Source organism: Klebsiella sp. K4 (assembly GCF_014596785.2).
Lineage (GTDB): Bacteria > Pseudomonadota > Gammaproteobacteria > Enterobacterales > Enterobacteriaceae > Klebsiella > Klebsiella pneumoniae.
The window spans coordinates 1-18571 of record NZ_CP115022.1 but is presented as its reverse complement, the minus strand read 5'-3'; the positions used below and the strand labels follow the sequence as shown (position 1 = coordinate 18571).

The window sequence follows — 18571 nt, the reverse complement described above, 5'->3', positions numbered from 1 at the left end:
GATGGGCACACAACTTTCAACGGCTCACGGTACCCAAATTACCAGCGATTTGATTTATATTATCGTCAGCAACCGTGAGTATCTGAGCGAGATTGATGGCGCAATTGGTGATGGCGACCACGGCATTAATATGGCCAAGGGGTTCTCCATCTGTGGCGACACGGTGAAAGGCAAAAATCTGACGCTGGCAGAGGGGTTCGATGCTATTTCCGACGCGCTGATGGAAGGTATCGGCGGCTCGATGGGGCCGTTGTACGGCAGCTTCTTCTTCGGTATGGCACAAGGCGCACGCGGCAAAAATGTACTGACCAAACACGATTTTTTGATAATGCTGGAAAACGGTCTGACCGAGCTACAGGACATCAGCAACGCACAGCCGGGTGATAAGTGCTTGATGGATACTCTCTGTCCGGCGATTGATGCCTTTCGTAAAGCACTCCAAAACGGAGCTACCTTTGACGAGGCGCTGGAAACGATGAAAACCGCAGCGGCAGCAGGACGCGATTCAACTCGCGACCTGATTGCAAAAATTGGTCGAGCCAGCCGACTAGGTGAACGCTCGCGCGGAGTGCTGGATGCCGGCGCCACCTCCTGCTGCTTACTGCTAACTCAATTAGCGGACACTACGCAGAAAGTGCTCGATCCGGCATAGCTATGTCTAACGATTACTTTCATAGCAGACGCCCTCTCCGGCGTCTGCTCGTCACATGAACTTCCTATCAACGACATCCTGCAGTATCCTGTTATTCATCTTTCTATGCCTGAAGCAATTGGCATCAGGTACGAGATATTACGCAGTTGATATCAACCACAATTAACCACAACTGCCGTAATATTTTTTATCATCTCCACAGCCCAGGAAGCGCTCTGAATGGATAAATCTCAAGTCTCACAAGAATATGAACTTCTTACTGAAATCGCTGTTGCTTATTATTGTGATGAAGTGACGCAGGAGGAAATCGCGAAAAAATTCGGATTTTCGCGCATTAAAGTGGGTCGACTGCTGAAACGGGCGAAAGAGGCAGGGATCGTAGAGATCAACGTCCGCTATCATCCAGTGTTCAGTGCCCAGCTTGAAAAGCAGCTCAAGGAGCGTTTTTCTATTAGCCGCGCTCTGATTGCACTAGATTATCCTGATGAGGAAGAACAGCGCCGTCAGGTCGCTTCGCTGGTATCCGGGTATCTGAATAATATCTTGAAGGATAATATGGTAGTAGCGGTAGGCCAGGGTCGTAATGTAGCAGCTGTAGCGGAAAAATCCGGTGCAATCTCGCGACGGGATTGTCGTTTTATATGCGGCACTGGTGGTACCCATCGTACTGGAGATGTCATTAATGCCGACCATATCAGCCGCCTGCTGGCGAAAAAATTTGGTGGCAGCAGCGAGTCACTATATGCACCAGCTTATGTGGAAAATATTCAGCTAAAAGAGATGTTATTGCAAAACACCACCGTTCGGGAGACTCTCGACCGGGCACGCAAGGCGGATATTGCACTTGTAGGCATTGGTGATATGAATGAAGACAGTTATATGGTCAAGCTGGGTTGGTTCACACCGCAGGAAATTAACGATGCCAGTTTAAATCAGGGCGTTATTGGAGATATTGCGGGTTATGATTTCTTTAATGCACAGGGCCATCATGTTAATACAGTGATGGATAATCGTGTTATTGGGCTGAATATTGAAGATCTGCGTCAGATCCCTTGCGTAATTGCCATTGCTTCAGAAGGGACCAAAGCGATGTCTATTATGGGGGCTTTACGCACTGGAGCGATTGATATTATCGCTACTAGTGTCAGAAACATTCGCACAGTTTTAAGTATGAGTCAGTAACGAGCCATGACAGAAGAACACCTTAGGAAGGTGCGAATAAGCAGGTCATTTCTTCCCAAGCTGACTCGCTGATTAAAATTTCGCGGATCTGGGCCGATTTTTTTCCCGCAAACACATCGAATCAGCCTATTTAGGCTATTTTTTCCACCATTTCTGGCGTTATTTCCGGTTTTTACTGAGATCTCTCCCACTGACGTATCATTTGGTCCACCCGAAACAGGTTGGCCAGGGTGAATAACATCGCCAGTTGGTTATCGTTTTTCAGCAGCCCCTTGTATGTAAGCGTCGTCTCAGCACCGTCTGGCAGATCCTGATATTCCTGAGAGGATAGTGGACACCAAATATGGTGGACGCTATCCATGAAATCATTAACCGCAGTGCGTAAAAAAAGCCCTAATTATCCCGTTGAGTTCAAAATCAAAATGGTTGAACTCTCGCATCGACCAGAGATCTCCGTAGCGCAACTCGCTCGTGAGCATGGGATCAACGATAATTTGCTGTTCAAGTGGCGCCAGTACTGGCGCGAAGGAAAACTACGTCCTCCTTCAACAACAGAAAACAACGTGCCTGAGCTGCTCCCGATAACACTTGATACCGAAGATGTTGTCCCTGCAACCTCCCCCCGGTCACAACCTGTAGCTGCTGCGGCACCTGAATCACTCAATATCAGCTGTGAAGTGACGTTCCGGCACGGATCACTCCGTCTGAATGGTGCCATCAGCGAAAATATCCTGAACCTGCTGATACGGGAGCTCAAACGTTGATCCCATTACCATCAGGGACAAAGATCTGGCTGGTCGCTGGCATCACCGATATGAGAAACGGCTTCAACGGCCTGGCGGCAAAGGTGCAGACGACGCTGAAAGACGATCCGATGTCAGGTCACGTTTTTATCTTCCGTGGGCGTAATGGCAGTCAGGTAAAGCTCCTCTGGTCTACCGGCGATGGACTGTGTCTGCTGACCAAACGGCTGGAGCGCGGCCGCTTCGCCTGGCCGTCAGCCCGGGATGGCAAAGTGTTCCTCACACCGGCACAGCTGGCGATGCTCCTTGAAGGTATCGACTGGCGGCAGCCTAAAAGACTGCTTACGTCACTGACTATGTTGTAGGCCTCTTTATCCTGGTCGACGCTGAATGAGCCTGGTAATATACCCGGTATGAACAGCTTACTTCCTGACAATATCGATGAACTGAAACGTCTCCTTGCCGAACAGGAGGCGCTGAACCGTGCCCTTCTGGAAAAGCTGAACGAGCGTGAACGCGAAATAGATCACCTGCAGGCGCAACTGGATAAGCTGCGCCGGATGAACTTCGGCAGCCGCTCCGAAAAAGTCTCCCGCCGTATCGCGCAGATGGAAGCCGACCTTAAGCAGTTGCAGAAAGAAAGCGATACCCTTACCGGCCGGGTGGATGACCCGGCCGTGCAGCGCCCGCTGCGGCAGACCCGTACCCGCAAACCGTTCCCTGAATCACTTCCCCGTGACGAAAAACGGCTGCTGCCGGCAGCGTCATGCTGCCCGGAATGTGGTGGTGCGCTGAGTTACCTGGGTGAAGATGCCGCCGAACAGCTGGAGCTGATGCGCAGCGCCTTCCGGGTTATCCGGACAGTACGTGAAAAGCATGCCTGTACTCAGTGCGATGCCATCGTGCAGGCCCCCGCGCCTTCACGGCCCATCGAGCGGGGTATCGCAGGACCGGGGCTGCTGGCCCGCGTGCTGAGTTCAAAGTATGCAGAGCACACCCCGCTGTACCGCCAGTCTGAAATATACGGCCGCCAGGGTGTGGAGCTGAGCCGCTCACTGCTGTCGGGCTGGGTGGATGCGTGTTGCCGGCTACTGTCACCGCTGGAAGGGGCGCTTCAGGACTATGTGCTGACTGACGGTAAGCTCCATGCTGATGACACGCCTGTCCCGGTGCTGTTGCCAGGTAATAAGAAAACGAAGACCGGGCGGTTATGGACCTACGTTCGTGACGACCGTAACGCCGGGTCAGAGCTGGCGCCGGCAGTGTGGTTCGCTTACAGCCCGGACAGAAAAGGTATCCACCCGCAGAGCCATCTCGCTGGCTTCAGCGGTGTTCTGCAGGCGGATGCGTACGCCGGGTTCAACGAACTGTACCGCAATGGACAGATAACGGAAGCTGCCTGCTGGGCTCATGCCCGCCGCAAGATCCACGATGTGCACGTTCGCACCCCGTCAGCGCTGACGGAGGAAGCCCTGAAACGGATCGGTGAGTTATATGCCATCGAGGCGGAAATAAGGGGGATGCCGGCGAAGCGACGCCTTGCAGAACGTCAGCAAAAAGCTAAACCGCGGCTGAAATCCCTGGAAAGCTGGCTGCGTGAAAAGGTGAAAACGCTGTCGCGACACTCAGAACTGGCGAAAGCGTTCACGTACGTACTGAACCAGTGGCCGGCGCTGGCTTACTATACTGACGACGGCTGGGCCGAGGCAGATAACAACATAGCTGAGAATGCGCTACGGATGGTCAGCCTGGGCCGCAAAAACTACCTGTTCTTCGGTTCGGATCATGGAGGAGAGCGGGGAGCGCTGCTGTACAGCCTGATCGGGACATGCAAACTGAACGGAGTGGAGCCAGAAAGCTACCTCCGTTATGTCCTTGACGTCATTGCTGACTGGCCGATAAACCGGGTCAGCGAACTACTCCCCTGGCGCGTAGCACTGCCAACTGAATAACACATCCCCGTCAATACGGTTCTCGCTGCACGCTTACAGTAATTCGGGGAGCTAAAATCGCTCAGAAAAGTACCGGGTAAGATAAGTAATGCACGTTTTAATTCTCCCGTTGGTAGACGGACGCTGAGGATACACAGCCCAGATATCCGCTTCCTGATACCATTGAGGGAGGATATGAATGAGCTTGCCATTTTCGATATACTTCTCCACATCCCAGGTAGAACGTAATACAATTCCGTGGTTCAGTAATGCCCAGGTCAGCACAACACTGCCGCTGTTTGACGTATGAAACGTATTCAGACGGCAGGTAAATTCCTGTTGTCCATCCGTCAACACCCAGTTTCCAAGAACAGCATTACGCTCCTGGAGCATCAGACAATGATGATCAACAAGCTCATCAATTGATGATGGCATACCAGCCTGATGAAGGTAATCCGGGGAGGCACACAAAATACGACGGTTTGTGGCGAGTTTTTTCGCTATATAAATTTCTTTAAAATCATTCCCGACGTGTATCTCAATATCTATCCCTTCTTCAACCAGATCAACATCGCGATCGCTGAGCAGTAATTTTACTTTAAGCCCTGGATACGACCGTATCAGCCCTGACAGCGCCCCGGCAACATACTCGTTTCCAAAACCGAAAGAGCAACTGATGGTGATATTGCCGCTGAGCATATCATCCGGCTCTGTAATGCTGCTGACGTAATCCCCCATCTGCTCAACCAGCTGTATCGCTCCGGAGAGGGCATTTTCACCGTCAACGGTCAGACGTACCATCCGGTTATTGCGAAAAAATAAGCGGGTATTCAGGTTTTTTTCAAGCAGTGCGATCCGTTTACTGATATAGGAAGCCGATTGCCCAAGCTCAAGCGCTGCCCGGGAGAAACTACCGTTTCGGGCAACGGTGATAAACACTTGTAAATCTTCAACAGAAGGCCAGCCTTCATGAGGCTGGCGGTAATATTTACCAACAATATTTTTTTTCATAATCAGTCAGAAAATTCAGGAGTACAGGAGCGTTATAGCACTGTTCCGAGAAAAGACTGAACACGGTGAAGAAAAATTTCCGGGATCTCTTCATGAGGAGAATGCCCGCAGGGAAGCGCTTCTCCCCTGATATCTTTTGCCTTTCCGGACCAGGTCTCAACAACATCATATAACTGACCTACTGTGCCTTTTGCCCCCCACAGTAAAAGCAGCGGACACTCGATACGCTTGTGTCGATCCTGTTGATCATCATCCAGATCTATGGAAGCCGAAGCCCGATAATCCTCACAGACTGAGTGAATCATATCCGGATTCTGGTAGCACCTCAGATAGTCATTAAATGCCTTATCTTCAGTAGCCCCTGGGGTCTTGAGCTGACCTCCGATATGTTTTCGCAAGAAAAACTCCGGGTCATGCGCAATCATTTTTTCCGGCAATGGCTCCGGCTGGATCAAAAAAAACCACCAGAAATAACGAGTGGCAAAAGCTTTATCGGTCCGTGCATACATGGTGGCAGTGGGGGCGATATCAATGAAAGTACAGCTTGTAACCCGGTGGGGATAATCAAGAGCAAGCCTGTGCCCCACCCGCCCCCCCCGATCATGACCAATAAAGGAAAAAGTCTGGATCTGGAGTGCATTCATCAGCATGACAATGTCATTTGCCATGACACGTTTTGAATACGGGCGGTGTGTCTCATCGCTGGCGGGTTTTGAACTGTCACCATATCCGCGCAGGTCGGGAAGGATAACCGTATAATATTTTGCCAGTTCCGGCGCAACCTTACGCCAGGTAACATGGTTTTGCGGGTGCCCATGCAGCATCACCAGAGGAGCTCCGCTGCCCCCTATCGCAACCCGGAGCATGATACCATTTTCCAGGACAACATCCCTGAGTTCAAAGCCAGGAATGAAAGGGGATGCACCACGTTCATAGATTGTATTCATGACCTTGTCCTTATACCAGCATAGCCGCAGCATCTGTATATCCTGCATCCCGAACGACATTGTGCAGTACCCCGATATGCTCAATTTCCACTTCCACAACATCACCATCATGCAGAAAAAGTGGCGGCGTACGTTTCTTCCCGACCCCACCGGGAGATCCGGTAAGAATGACATCACCGGCAGAAAGAACGGTAAATGTGCTGATATAAGCAATGAGAAATGCGATGCTGTGTATCATATTCGCCGTGGAGTCCCGCTGAACTTCGCGACCATTTAATCGGGTAACAAGCTGTATATTTTGTGGTTCCGGGATTTCATCTGCCGTAACAAGCCAAGGACCAAAAGCCCCCGTTGATGGCCAGTTTTTTCCTGCTGTATACCAGGTGTGCTGCCAGTCTCTTACAGAACCATCCATATAGCAGCTGTATCCGGCCACGAAGCTTAAAGCCTGTTCTTCAGAAACATGTGAACAACGCCGACCTATCACAACAGCAAGTTCGCCTTCATAATCAAACTCACAAGTGTTCTTGGGTTTGAGCAATACCGAATTATGACCGACTTGAGTATCCGGAAAACGAATAAATAAGGTGGGTGCCGGATTTATTTCATTAAATTCCTTTCGCTTTTCCGCATAGTTCATACCTGCGCAAATAATTTTCCCAGGCTCATCAATGACGGGAAGAAACGGTATAGCCTGAATATCGTGATCCGGATTGTCATACCGAAATGTTGCGGCTTCCGGCAGGGCATTATTTTCCAGCAAGGATTTGAGGGTCGGATATCTGTCCCCCAGTCTCAGAAAGAGATCAATAATACCGGTATTCTCCTTGATGATGCCGTAACGTCTGCGGTTATGAATACTGTACTGAACGAGTTTCATTATTTATCTCCTGTTATCAGTCCGTTACAGGTTGTGGTTTCAGCCAGGGGGAGCGGGAAAAATACTGTTTTTCAAACCGCGTTATGTCCTGCTGATATTTTAACGTCCAGCCAATAGCATCCCCTCCAGCAGATAACATCTCACGAACCATCTGACTGACATGGAAAGGAAATACACCATTTTGTGTGATGATCTCCCCGTCCGTGAGAGAAACGGTGATACGGTTCATTTCAGGATCGTTTGCAATCCGGCTTAACTGTTTTACTGAAGCATCGTCCAGGGAGAGGGTCAGTATGCCGTTACGCTGGCAGTTATCATTAAAAATACCGGCAAAAGTAGAGCCGATCAGCGCCCGGATACCGAGCTGTTTCAGACCCCATACAGCATGCTCCCGGCTGGAACCGCATCCAAAATTTGGACCTGTCAGCAAAAAAGAAGCATTCTGCCAGCCAGGCCTGTTTAAGATGAAGTCCTCATTCAGTTGCCCGTCCGGGGTAAAACGGAGATCAAAAAACACGCCTTTATCCAGACCGGCACGATCAATTCCCTTAAGGAATTGCTTTGGCATAATGACATCGGTATCAATATTCGCGTCAGGCATGGGAGCAATGACACCTGTAATCTGATTAAACTCGTCCATTTTCTTCTCCGGAATCAAGCAAAAGGCGTACATCTTCAAGGTGTCCGGCAACGGCAGCTGCTGCGACCATGGCGGGGCTCATCAGATGTGTTCTGGCACCTGCCCCTTGTCTGCCGGGAAAATTGCGGTTAGTACTGGATGCACAGCGCTCCCCCGGTAGAAGTACATCCTCATTCATGGCCAGACACATTGAACAGCCGGACTGCCGCCATTCAAATCCTGCATCAATGAATATTCTCGCCAGCCCTTCGTTTTCTGCCTGCTTCCGGACCTGCGTGGAACCGGGAACAATAATGCCTCTTACGTGGGGCGCAATTTTTCTGCCTGCCAGCACACGGGCTGCGGCTCTGAGATCTTCAATCCTTCCATTCGTACAGGAGCCAATAAATGCATGGGAGATCCGGATATCGCGAAATGGTGTACCGGGTGCAAGCTCCATATACTGCAGAGCCTTCTTTATAGCCTGCTGCTTTAAGGGGTCCGGTTCTTTTCCGGGAAAAGGAACTGAACCGCCAATTGAACCGGTCTGGTCGGGGCTTATTCCCCAGGTCACTTTGGGTTCAATTTCCCGGCAGTCAATTTCCACTGTTTTGTCAAATACCGCATCAGGATCGCTGTACAGGGTTGACCACCGGGCTAATGCCTGGTCCCATAACTCGCCATTCGGTATCTGAGGTTTCCCCTGAATGTAATCAAACACTTTCCGATCCGGGGCAATAATTGCGCCACGGGCGCCTGCTTCCACAGCCATATTACATAGGGTCATGCGTCCTTCCATACTGAGGGAACGGATTGCTTCACCCTGAAATTCTATGGCATACCCTGTAGCACCAGATGCACCGGTTTTTTCAAGCAGCTGTAGAATGATATCTTTGGCTGAACAGGCCCAGGGTAATGTATTGCTAACCATGACCTTCATATTCTTTAGTCGACGATATATGAGCGTCTGCGTCGCCAGAAGATGTTCTATTTCCGATGTACCAATGCCAAATCCAAGCGCGCCAAACGCACCATATGTCGTGGTATGACTGTCACCTGCGGCAATAACCATACCAGGCATAATCAATCCCTGTTCATGCGCTACGACGTGTTCAATTCCCTGACGCGGATCCATCACATCGAATAGCTCAATTCCAAAGTCCCGGGCATTCCTGCGAAAATAATCCACCTGCAGTTGTCCGCCGGGATCGGTCATGGACGCATCCCTGTCTGGTCTGGTGGGATTAACGTGATCGATATTAAGCAGAAAAGCCTCCGGATGGCGTACCGTACGATGATGCTCCCGTATGCCACTGAAAGCCTGCGGGCTTGTATATTCATTAAGGATAGAACGGTCTATATAAAGAAGGACATGCCCTTCTTTATCAAGTTCCCGCACTGTATGTGTTTCAATCAGTTTTTCGTAAAGTGTTTTGGCTAACATTGACTTATCCAGAGTAACTAATGCTACAGGCTCAGGGGTGATAAATACGTCGCTTTTGTATCATGCCATAAATCTGGCAATACATTATTTCTATAAAGAAAAGTACTGCATTACAGAGTGTGTATTGAACTAAATAATTTCGGAAAGACTGTTTTTCTCGGCTGCTTTTTGATACTCGTATTTCGCTGATATCACCCGTGTGATCATAAGCCCAATGCCCAGCATAACAAGACAGGATATCGCCAGACCGCCCCACCCTTGTATGGCGAACAACCAGCCATTGACATACCCCATTACCGCACCACCGGAATAATAAGAGAGTAAATAAAAAGAGGTGGCCTGTCCTTTTGCACTGGATGTTCTGGCACTGACCCAGGCAAGAATGATTGAATGTGATGAGAAGAATGCAGCTGAAAGGAGCACCACGCCAGATATAAATAACCAGACAGACTCAGCAATAAATGTAATAAACACCCCAACCATCATAAAACTAATTAAAAAACTTAAAACATTCATTGATCCATATCGGATTGCCTGACGAGCAGCATAAGGTGCAATGAAAAAAGTAAGGGAAAAACTCAGTGGTATTAGCCCAATCCATGTATAGTCGAGGTTGTACGGAGCATTGTGTAAATTAAAAGCTAAAAAATTAAAGATGGACGTAAATGAACCGAACAGAATAAAACCTGTTATGAAACATAACGAAACTTTAATGTTTCTGATATGGTTCAGTCCCCCCCGGAAGACAACCGATAACTGTAGTGATGAGGATGCTTTAAAATTTCTCGATGCCGGTAACAGGAATTTCACCGCAAGAGCAATAATAATCAGGACACAACCAAAAAGAGAAAATATAACTTCAACAGAAAAATGCTCCATCATCTGGGTCGCAATAACCCTCCCTGACATACTTCCCAGAGAATTGCCAAAGATAAAATAACTGGTGATGATCCCGGCCATACCCGGAGAGACCTCTTCACTGATATATACCGTAATTGCTGCAGTAACACCGCTGACCGCAATACCCAGCAGTGCCCGGAAGATAACTAAAACCTGCCATGATGGTGCCAGCGCGCACAGTAACGTCAAAACACCTCCGGCAAAAAGGGATGCAAATATTACAGGTTTGCGACCAAAGCGATCCGATAACGAACCGCTGAACAACATGGCAAATGCCAGGAACCCTACTTCGGCAGATAATATCATGCCAACCTGATTCAGCGGAATATGATAAACCTCACTCAGTTTTGGTAGCAGCGCCTGAATAGAGTACAGTGATGCAAGTTCAGCCAGTCCGGCAAGTGGCAGAATAAACAACATTGGAAAATAACTGCCACTTCCGTCTTTTATTATATTCCCCATTACTATCTCCAGTATTTATTTCCTGACACAACCTCAGGTCAGGATTCAGCATCTAAGGTAGTGAATAAAAAAATTATGTAGGGTGATAGCCATCACGCTTTATCCTTAGCAATATTTCACAAATGTGTTTTACTAATTTCCAATAAGACATCTTGATGCACTAAAAAAATTTACCCAGCCCAATTTAAACTATCCTAGAAGGGATTATCAGAGTGTCTCAACTGATAATTTCTGAAGGTAAAAATATGACAGACAGCAGATGGCGGATAGACTGGCCCCCTGAATCTCCAGACAGTTGGTATCACTTAAGTTAGTGGTAAGCGTAAAGTGATCGCCGTATTGACGACTATTTATTGGTGGGATCTGCCTTCCATGACAGGAGCTCGGCGACTTTGTTCGACGGCCACTCCGGTAGCACACTCAGTATATGGCGAAGGTAATCACCGATCCGTTTCAGGGCCTCTTCTGCTGTGAAGTGGCTTTGTTGAATAAATCGAACTTTTGCTGAGTTGAAGGATCAGATCACGCATCTTCCCGACAACGCAGACCGTTCCGTGGCAAAGCAAAAGTTCAAAATCACCAACTGGCCCACCTACAATAAAGCCCTCATCAACCGTGGCTCCATAACTTTCTGGCTGGATGATGAAGCTATTCAGGCCTGGTATGAGTCGGCAACGCCTTCATCACGGGGAAGACCTCAGCGCTATTCTGATCTCGCCATCACCACCGTTCTGGTCATTAAACGCGTGTTCAGGTTGACCCTGCGGGCTGCACAGGGTTTTATTGATTCCATTTTTACACTGATGAATGTTCCGTTGCGCTGACCGGATTACACCAGTGTCAGCAAGCGCGCAAAGTCGGTTAATGTCAGTTTCAAAACGTTCACCCGGGGTGAAATCGCGCATCTGGTGATTGATTCCACCGGGCTGAAGGTCTTCGGTGAAGGCGAGTGGAAAGTCAAAAAGCATGGCCAGGAACGCCGCCGTATCTGGCGTAAGCTGCATCTCGCCGTTGACAGTAAAACACATGAAATCATCTGCGCTGACCTGTCGCTGAACAACGTTACGGACTCAGAGGCCTTCCCGGGTTAATCCGGCAAACCCACCGGAAAATCAGGTCAGCATCGGCAGACGGCGCTTACGACACCCGGCTCTGTCACGATGAACTGCGGCGTAAGAAAATCAGCGCGCTTATCCCGCCCCGAAAAGGTGCGGGTTACTGGCCCGGTGAATATGCAGACCGTAACCGTGCAGTGGCTAATCAGCGAATGACCGGGAGTAATGCGCGGTGGAAATGGACAACAGATTACAACCGTCGCTCGATAGCGGAAACGGCGATGTACCGGGTAAAACAGCTGTTCGGGGGTTCACTGACGCTGCGTGACTACGATGGTCAGGTTGCGGAGGCTATGGCCCTGGTACGAGCGCTGAACAAAATGACGAAAGCAGGTATGCCTGAAAGCGTGCGTATTGCCTGAAAACACAACCCGCTACGGGGGAGACTTACCCGAAATCTGATTTATTCAACAAAGCCGTAATTCGCACACAATCGCCTCAACAACTGGACGGCCTCTGAGGCCAGTATAAAAATCAGGTTCCGATTGTGCAGGTGCAACCTGTCACCATTTCTCAGTACGCTGCAACTTTTTCTGGCAGGGGATTAATTTCACACTACCTGATACTCGGTCTCATTTCTCAGCATCGACCAGATTATTCGCGCGTTTTTGTTAGCGACCGCCACGGTCGTTTTATTAAATCCGCGCCGTTCCTTTAACTGGTTAACCCACTGATTCATATGGCCATCATTGTTATTCGTGGCAACCCTGACGACAGCGCGGGCACCATGAATAAAAAGTGTCCGCAGATGCTTGTCGCCTTTTTTCGTCATATTCATCAGCACCTGTCTGTCACCACTCGAATGCTGGCGTGGAACCAGACCCAGCCATGCAGCAAAGTGGCGGCCATTCTTAAATTCAGTTCCTTTGCCAATAGCAGCAACAACGGCCGTGGCCGTTTTAGGGCCAATGCCTTTAACTCTGGCGATACGCTGACAGGCTTCTGATTGCCTGAATACTGTTTCAATTTCCTTATCAAAAAAATGGATCCGACGCCCGAGATCGTTAAAGAGCTCATAGAGCTCGGCAATTGTTCTGCGCATACGGGAACTTAGACCGTTTTCTGCATCTTCAAGGATAAGAGGAATAGCCCGGCGAACTCTGGAGACAGCACTGCCAATGGGGATCCCCCGGTCAAGTAACAGCCCTCTTATTTGACAGACTGTAGCAGTGCGGTGATTGACAATACGCTGCCTTGCCCGGTGTAAAGCCTGGATATCCTGCTGTTCGGGGCTTTTTGGTGGCACGAACTGCATTGTCGGTTGCATTAGAGCCACTGCGATGGCCTGTGCATCATTACCATCATTTTTTTGCCCGCGGACAAAGGGTTTTACATACTGAGGACTGATGACCTTTACTTTGTGCCCCAGTTTCTCAAACTCACGCTGCCAGTAAAATGCCCCGGTGGACGCTTCGATCCCAATCAGACATGCAGGAATATTTGCCAGCGTCTGGAGCAATTCTTTTCGGCCAGTTCGTTTCGTATAAACCGGTTTGCCGGCCTGGTTTAACCCACAGAGCTGAAAAACATTTTTAGCCAGATCAATACCCAGAAATACGATATTCATGGTGATTCTCCTGGTGAGCACATTTCGTACAGTTAACCGCAGCGGGAGGAGGTAGTCCATCCCATTAACTGGAAGAAAAAGTTTGGCGGCATGGGCGTGACAAAACTGCGCCGCCTGCGGCAACTGGAGGATGAAAATCAGCGGCTGAAGAAACTGGTGGCAGACCTGAGTCTGGACAAGGAGATGCTGCAGGAGGTACTGTTCTGAGGCCGGCTCAGAAGCGTCAGGCGGTGCATTTTCTGCGGGAGGCTTACCGTATCAGTGTCCGGCGGGGATGCGAACTGCTGATGCAGAGCAGAACCGTTTACCACTGGCAGAGCTGGCGGGATGATCGGGCGATAACCCTGCGTATCCGGGAAATAGCGGAAACCCGGATCCGCTACGGTTGCCCGCGTATTCATATTCAGCTGCGGCGGGAAGGCTGGCCTGTTAACCACAAGAAAACACACAGGATTTACTGTCTGGAAGGCCTCAACCTGCGCAGAAAGCGCCCCCGCAGGCATGTCAGTGCAGCACATCGTCAGCAACGTCCGGTCCTGACCGGAGTCGATCAGTGCTGGAGTATGGATTTCGTGTCGGATAACCTGTTTAACGGACGACGTTTCCGGGCGCTGACTGTAGTGGATAATTTTAGTCGGGAGTGTGTGGCGATCCATGCCGGAAAGTCGCTGAAAGGTGAGGATGTGGTCGGTGTGATGGAAAGGTTGCGGGTGCCGGGCAAGCGCCTGCCGGTACGTATTCAGACAGATAACGGCAGCGAGTTTATCTCGAAAAGTCTGGATAAATGGGCGTATGAGCACGGTGTTACAATGGACTTCTCCCGCCCCGGAAAACCAACGGATAACCCGTTTATTGAATCATTTAACGGCAGTCTGCGGGATGAATGCCTGAACATTCACTGGTTCCTGTCGCTGGAAGATGCGCAGGACAAACTCGACAACTGGCGCAGGGAATATAATCATGAGAGAACGCATTCATCATTAAATGACATGACTCCGGCTGAATTCATCCGAAGTCTCCGGAAAGACGAAGCTCTCTGATTTAGCACTGCACTGAATTTGGGCCAGGGTCAAAGTTAAAAAGGAGCACACTAAAAGCCTTAGCTCTACAGAGGTTCCTCCTGGTGCTCCCTCGGGAGACTATCTAATGCTAGAGACCAGTGCTTATATTTTTGCGATGAAGCAACCTAGAGGGTATACCTACATTGGTCTGGTGAAGAATTTAATCAACGAAGGTGAAGGACATATTTGGTGGAAAATATAAATAACGATGTACCACAGCATCAACCTTACCGAAATGAAAAGGTATTTAATTCCGGTAAGACAGCACTTGAGCTCAATTTTTCTGAGACAAATGGCAGTGTGAATCTTATCCTTGCGGGGCCTTTAGTATCGAAGCCGGGAAGTTTTGACTGGACTGGTCAAAAGGCCTTTTCAACAAAGCTGAGTGATGATGAAGTGATCACCTTGTGTATGGCGTTTCTTCGCCTTACTCATGAGGCTGTTCTGAAACATAAAAAAACAAAGCACCATAATAAGCAAGTCTACAAAAACGTAAAAGTTACTTTTGATGGTAAATCCACAGCAATGATGGAGGGGGGAGTTGTAGCTATCAACAAAGACGAGAGAGACATTAATTTTATACATAAAATTATTATTGATCCTGCCGCTTGCCTTCGCTTAGGTCTTTTCCTCTTGTCCGTCATACTGGCCCGAAATCCAGGGGTCCCATCTGACGCGGTTCTAACGTGCATGCGTCTTAATGCAAATGCTCAACTACAAAAGTAACTTTTCTATCTTATCATTCCCGTTTTACGGGAATTTCAAAAAAAGATACTTCCCTTAATGGGGAAAATACGCTCGGTTCATAGGATACATTAGATGTAACTATGGACTGACCCCATGCCTGTAGACAAATTCTGTCCTCACGACGAGGCCTGTTCGAAGGCCTCCGGACTGACGCCGCCGGGATGACTGTGGCGCCGGGTCCGATTGTAGAACACTTCAATGTAATCGAAGACATCCGCCCGGGCCAGATCCCGGTTTGGTATGTTCTCTTACTAATGCGTTCTTTTTTCAGTGAACTGAAGAACAATTCGGCCACCGCATTATCCTGGCAGTTGCCACGCCGGCTCAAGCTCGGTGCCAGGTTATTGGCCCGCAGAAGCGGTGCCAGTCGTCACTGCCGTACTGGCTGCCCTTACACAACCACAGACGGAACATGTTAAAGATCATTCCTGCCGATCGCATCTGGAAGGTAGCCGTTTCTCGTCTCCATTAATGCCAGTGTCAACATAGCTGTTTGTCCTGGCATTACCCCATTTCTCCCAAAAACGACGAAAGTGCCTGCAGGCCGCGTCATAACTGGCTTAAACATAGATCTTAACCGCAAAAGGATCCTTTACGCATTTGGTTTTACCCGCAATAATGTGGGATAAGACAACAAAAGGATCCGCGCGCTGCGATTTATTGTCATGGCAGGATCAGCCGCTTCAGGCCAGAATAGCTGTATCCAAACCCGTTGTGCGCTACGTGAAAAATAACTCATGAACAGCATCATTCCCCTGCAGAATTCACCAGATCGCGTCTCCCTGCTGCCGATCCGCCCCGGGCGTTGATTTTGCGACCGCGGTGGCACTCCGGCGGATGGCCACCTCAACAGGTGCCACGCCGGCTTACCTCCTGGCGCCGGAAGTGAGCGCCCTCCTCTGGTATATGCCGGACCAGCGTCACCACATGTTGTTCGCCACCATGTGGAATACCGGGAGCCGTATCGGTGAAGCCCGGACGCTCACCCCGGAATCCTTCGACTTGGATGGTCTGCGCCCTTTTGTTAGGGTGCTTTCGGAGAAAGTGCGGGCGCGCCGCGGGCGGCCGCCAAAAGATGAAGTGCGCCTGGTGCCGCTGACGGATGGCAGTTTTGTGCGTCAGATGGAAAGCTGGATGGTCACCACCCGCCCCGCCGGCGGGAGCCGTTATGGCCGGTCACGGATGAGACAATGCGCAACTGGCTGAAACAGGCGGTGAAGCGGGCTGAAGCTGATGGCGTGCATTTTTCGATCGCCGTGACGCCGCATACCTTCCGGCACAGCTATATCATGCACATGCTTTATCACCGGCAGCTTAGGAAGGTCATCCTGGCGCTGGCCGGGCATAAGGATCCGCGCTCGATGGAAGTCTATACCCGGGTATTTGCGCTGGACATGGCTGCCACCCTGGCCGTTCCCTTTACCGCTGACGGTCGAGATGCCGCGGAGATCCTTCGCTCTCTGCCACCGGCCGGCTGAGATTGTCGGGCAGGCGGCCGGGGCTTTGCCACTTAGTGAAGGAGATAAAGACAAACGCATTCCAGACGAGGCAGAGTCAGTCAGTCGCTTCTGAGTCTCTCACCGTGCCGGCTGCAGAAGCGTTACGCTTATCCAGTATGACCCGGGCATCATTCCGTCCGGGTCTGGAGAGAAATATTCATACCGCATCCCGTGTCCCCTCACCTTCTCATTGCACCATGACATCATTCGTATTAAGGAGCCCCGGTCCTCTGGTGACCAGCTGACATCTTCATACCGCAGACAATAAAACTTACTGCGATCCGGATATCAGCAAGTTACAGGGGATATACCTGAGGGCCTTTCCAACCGGGTAAGCCAGGTCGTTATTCAGTATATCGTCGGTGACTGCGTCCCGGGCCATTTCTGACAGCCATCAGGTTTCCTCTTCATGATTGCAGATATCAGTGCGAAGCTGGCTGAGGGTACGATAGGATTAACGAACTTCGGAGGACTGGTTTTAGCAGCTCTTGTATGGCAATGCCGGAATCAACGCTCTGCTGAGTGGCTTCATTCAGTGCGCACCGGGGATTTACTGAAATATTGACTGTGGGATGCAGTCACGTGGAGAGCTCTCAATTGGTCGGGTAACACCCTCGTCAAACTTGCATGCTTCAGTCAATATCAGCATATTCTGGCCATAAATGACATACCGCAGTCAATATTGTCCGATCTTTACCTGCAGGAAGGAGAGCGAATATTGACTGTAGTATGCGTGATGCACCTCACAGTCAATAACTAATTGCGTATGCATACGGCAGTCATGGTAATGCATATCGCAGTCAATTTTCCGGCTTCATCGCCGATAGCGCTTCAGCAAGTTTCTGCGGATCGATGCCTGCAGCCTTCAGTGCCTTGATGACTTCGTCATAATTCTGCTCCGGCGCCTTCTCTTCTTCCTCCTTGCGCGGTACCTTCACCGTCCCGCTGATGAGTTTGGGATTGCGATAATGAACGCTAAAGTAAGTCGCCCGGCCACGTTTAAACTCGGTGTAATCCAGATAGCCGATATCCCGAAGTTGCTCCATAGCCTTTCGGACCGTGTGGTTCTGCGTATAGACATTTGAGGTAAGATTCAGCCGGTCCCGCATACGTTTCATGGAGATAGGTGCGGGATTCTGGGGAAGGCTCTCGATGTAGGTATACAGCGCCTGGGCAGATTCCTTCCGCTGCAGGGCGTCAATGGCTTTCAGCCGAAGCAGGACCCGCCTGTCCATATGGTAAAGCTCAAAGAGCTTGGGTTCAGCCTTGATCTCCACGATATCCTCGTTGATGTCATAATAGGCTGACTGCACCAGATGGGTGGTCCATCCTTTGGTCTCGCTCTGGAACTTCAGGGTAACCGAGGCGAGTTTAAACAGGGAATTGCTGATGCGATCCCGCATTTTCTTGTTTGAGCGCCGTGAGTCAAATCCACACATCTTAACGAATTCAACGAACGACAGTTCCAGAGTGTCACTTTTTACCCCATACTCAGACATCGAGCGAATGATCCCGAGCCAGACTTTAAAATCCGTGTCCATATCAAGACGCGAACCGGTGATCTTAACGTCGGTGTACCCTTCGCTTTTGGCGATGGACAGCTGTACGAGCTCCTCAGTGGCATCTGTGACGTTTTTACGGTTTGCCTTACTCCTGGAGGTTGATTTCAGGGTTGGAACGAAGAGACCGAGCCTCATGAGCGCTACCGGCTGCACAGTACTGGTACTGTTGACATCCAGCTTAACAACTTCGCCGGTTGTCTTGTCCACTTCCTGAAGATTGAGAGGTAAGCTGTTATTTTCGCTCGTCAT

Annotated in this window: 15 protein-coding genes and 6 pseudogenes; 9 read left to right on the top strand and 12 right to left on the bottom strand. The window is 49.9% G+C overall.

The features are described from left to right. Position 1 precedes the first annotated feature (1 nt). Positions 2-652: a dihydroxyacetone kinase subunit DhaL gene (gene dhaL, locus IB144_RS26200; RefSeq protein ID WP_064357840.1), complete on the top strand. Its 651-nt coding sequence runs from the start codon at positions 2-4 to the stop codon at positions 650-652. 219 nt (positions 653-871) lie between these two features. Next, positions 872-1834: a sugar-binding transcriptional regulator gene (locus IB144_RS26195; RefSeq protein WP_064357841.1), complete on the top strand. Its 963-nt coding sequence runs from the start codon at positions 872-874 to the stop codon at positions 1832-1834. Here the strand turns inward: IB144_RS26195 and IB144_RS26190 are convergent. Then, a complete protein-coding gene (locus IB144_RS26190; RefSeq protein WP_310902697.1) occupies positions 1828-2025 on the bottom strand; it encodes a hypothetical protein in 198 nt (65 codons plus the stop codon). The two genes, IB144_RS26195 and IB144_RS26190, sit on opposite strands and share 7 nt — an antisense overlap. After that, positions 2007-2128, bottom strand: a pseudogene (locus IB144_RS26185) (hypothetical protein); the annotation flags it as partial. The gene IB144_RS26190 and the pseudogene IB144_RS26185, both read right to left, overlap by 19 nt. Before the next feature lie 65 nt (positions 2129-2193). Between IB144_RS26185 and IB144_RS26180 the strand changes: the two are divergent. From IB144_RS26180 to IB144_RS26170, 3 genes are read left to right on the top strand one after another with little or no spacing between them, the layout of a single operon-like run. Then, on the top strand, positions 2194-2598 hold the full coding sequence (locus IB144_RS26180; protein ID WP_000839182.1) for a transposase: 405 nt from the start codon (positions 2194-2196) through the stop codon (positions 2596-2598). Further along, on the top strand, positions 2595-2942 hold the full coding sequence (gene tnpB, locus IB144_RS26175; protein ID WP_000612626.1) for an IS66 family insertion sequence element accessory protein TnpB: 348 nt from the start codon (positions 2595-2597) through the stop codon (positions 2940-2942). Before IB144_RS26180 ends, tnpB begins: the two co-directional genes overlap by 4 nt. A gap of 48 nt (positions 2943-2990) precedes the next feature. After that, on the top strand, positions 2991-4529 hold the full coding sequence (locus IB144_RS26170) for an IS66-like element ISKpn24 family transposase (protein ID WP_104897368.1): 1539 nt from the start codon (positions 2991-2993) through the stop codon (positions 4527-4529). Between the two features lie 51 nt (positions 4530-4580). On the opposite strand, the gene IB144_RS26165 is transcribed toward IB144_RS26170, so the two are convergent. The 7 genes and pseudogenes from IB144_RS26165 to IB144_RS26135 form a co-directional block, all read right to left on the bottom strand. After that, on the bottom strand, positions 4581-5519 hold the full coding sequence (locus IB144_RS26165; protein ID WP_064824458.1) for a LysR family transcriptional regulator: 939 nt from the start codon (positions 5517-5519) through the stop codon (positions 4581-4583). A gap of 32 nt (positions 5520-5551) precedes the next feature. Then, entirely contained in the window at positions 5552-6466 is a 915-nt protein-coding gene (locus tag IB144_RS26160) for an alpha/beta hydrolase (protein ID WP_023287224.1), read from the bottom strand. Positions 6467-6476: 10 nt separating this feature from the next. After that, complete coding sequence (locus tag IB144_RS26155) at positions 6477-7346, bottom strand: fumarylacetoacetate hydrolase family protein (RefSeq protein ID WP_064824459.1); 870 nt, start codon at positions 7344-7346, stop codon at positions 6477-6479. Between the two features lie 16 nt (positions 7347-7362). Beyond that, positions 7363-7986 carry a 3-isopropylmalate dehydratase small subunit gene (gene leuD, locus IB144_RS26150; protein ID WP_023287222.1) on the bottom strand — a complete coding sequence of 208 codons (624 nt, stop codon included), beginning with the start codon at positions 7984-7986 and terminating at the stop codon, positions 7363-7365. Further along, complete coding sequence (gene leuC / locus IB144_RS26145; protein WP_023288222.1) at positions 7973-9409, bottom strand: 3-isopropylmalate dehydratase large subunit; 1437 nt, start codon at positions 9407-9409, stop codon at positions 7973-7975. The genes leuD and leuC overlap by 14 nt, the downstream gene beginning before the upstream one ends. A 129-nt stretch (positions 9410-9538) precedes the next feature. After that, positions 9539-10771: an MFS transporter gene (locus IB144_RS26140; protein ID WP_023288221.1), complete on the bottom strand. Its 1233-nt coding sequence runs from the start codon at positions 10769-10771 to the stop codon at positions 9539-9541. Between the two features lie 346 nt (positions 10772-11117). Beyond that, a pseudogene (locus IB144_RS26135) lies at positions 11118-11210 on the bottom strand (hypothetical protein); the annotation flags it as partial. A 70-nt stretch (positions 11211-11280) separates the two neighbouring features. On the opposite strand from IB144_RS26135, the pseudogene IB144_RS26130 reads away from it, so the two are divergent. Continuing rightward, a pseudogene (locus IB144_RS26130) lies at positions 11281-12248 on the top strand (IS5 family transposase). Between the two features lie 188 nt (positions 12249-12436). Here IB144_RS26130 and IB144_RS26125 read toward each other — a convergent pair. Further along, positions 12437-13453 (bottom strand): IS110 family transposase, encoded by a 1017-nt coding sequence (locus tag IB144_RS26125; RefSeq protein ID WP_023288366.1) that lies wholly within the window; start codon positions 13451-13453, stop codon positions 12437-12439. A 66-nt stretch (positions 13454-13519) separates the two neighbouring features. Here IB144_RS26125 and IB144_RS26120 point away from each other — a divergent pair. Further along, a pseudogene (locus IB144_RS26120) lies at positions 13520-14493 on the top strand (IS3 family transposase); the annotation flags it as partial. 210 nt (positions 14494-14703) lie between these two features. After that, positions 14704-15240, top strand: coding sequence for a hypothetical protein (locus IB144_RS26115; RefSeq protein WP_023288364.1), 537 nt, complete (start codon positions 14704-14706; stop codon positions 15238-15240). A 137-nt stretch (positions 15241-15377) separates the two neighbouring features. On the opposite strand, the pseudogene IB144_RS26110 reads toward IB144_RS26115, so the two are convergent. Continuing rightward, a pseudogene (locus tag IB144_RS26110) lies at positions 15378-15654 on the bottom strand (IS3 family transposase); the annotation flags it as partial. A 344-nt stretch (positions 15655-15998) separates the two neighbouring features. Here IB144_RS26110 and IB144_RS26105 point away from each other — a divergent pair. Then, a pseudogene (locus IB144_RS26105) lies at positions 15999-16739 on the top strand (tyrosine-type recombinase/integrase). 821 nt (positions 16740-17560) lie between these two features. Here the strand turns inward: IB144_RS26105 and IB144_RS26100 are convergent. After that, positions 17561-18571, bottom strand: a complete 1011-nt coding sequence (locus IB144_RS26100) for a RepB family plasmid replication initiator protein (protein ID WP_017900946.1) — start codon at positions 18569-18571, stop codon at positions 17561-17563.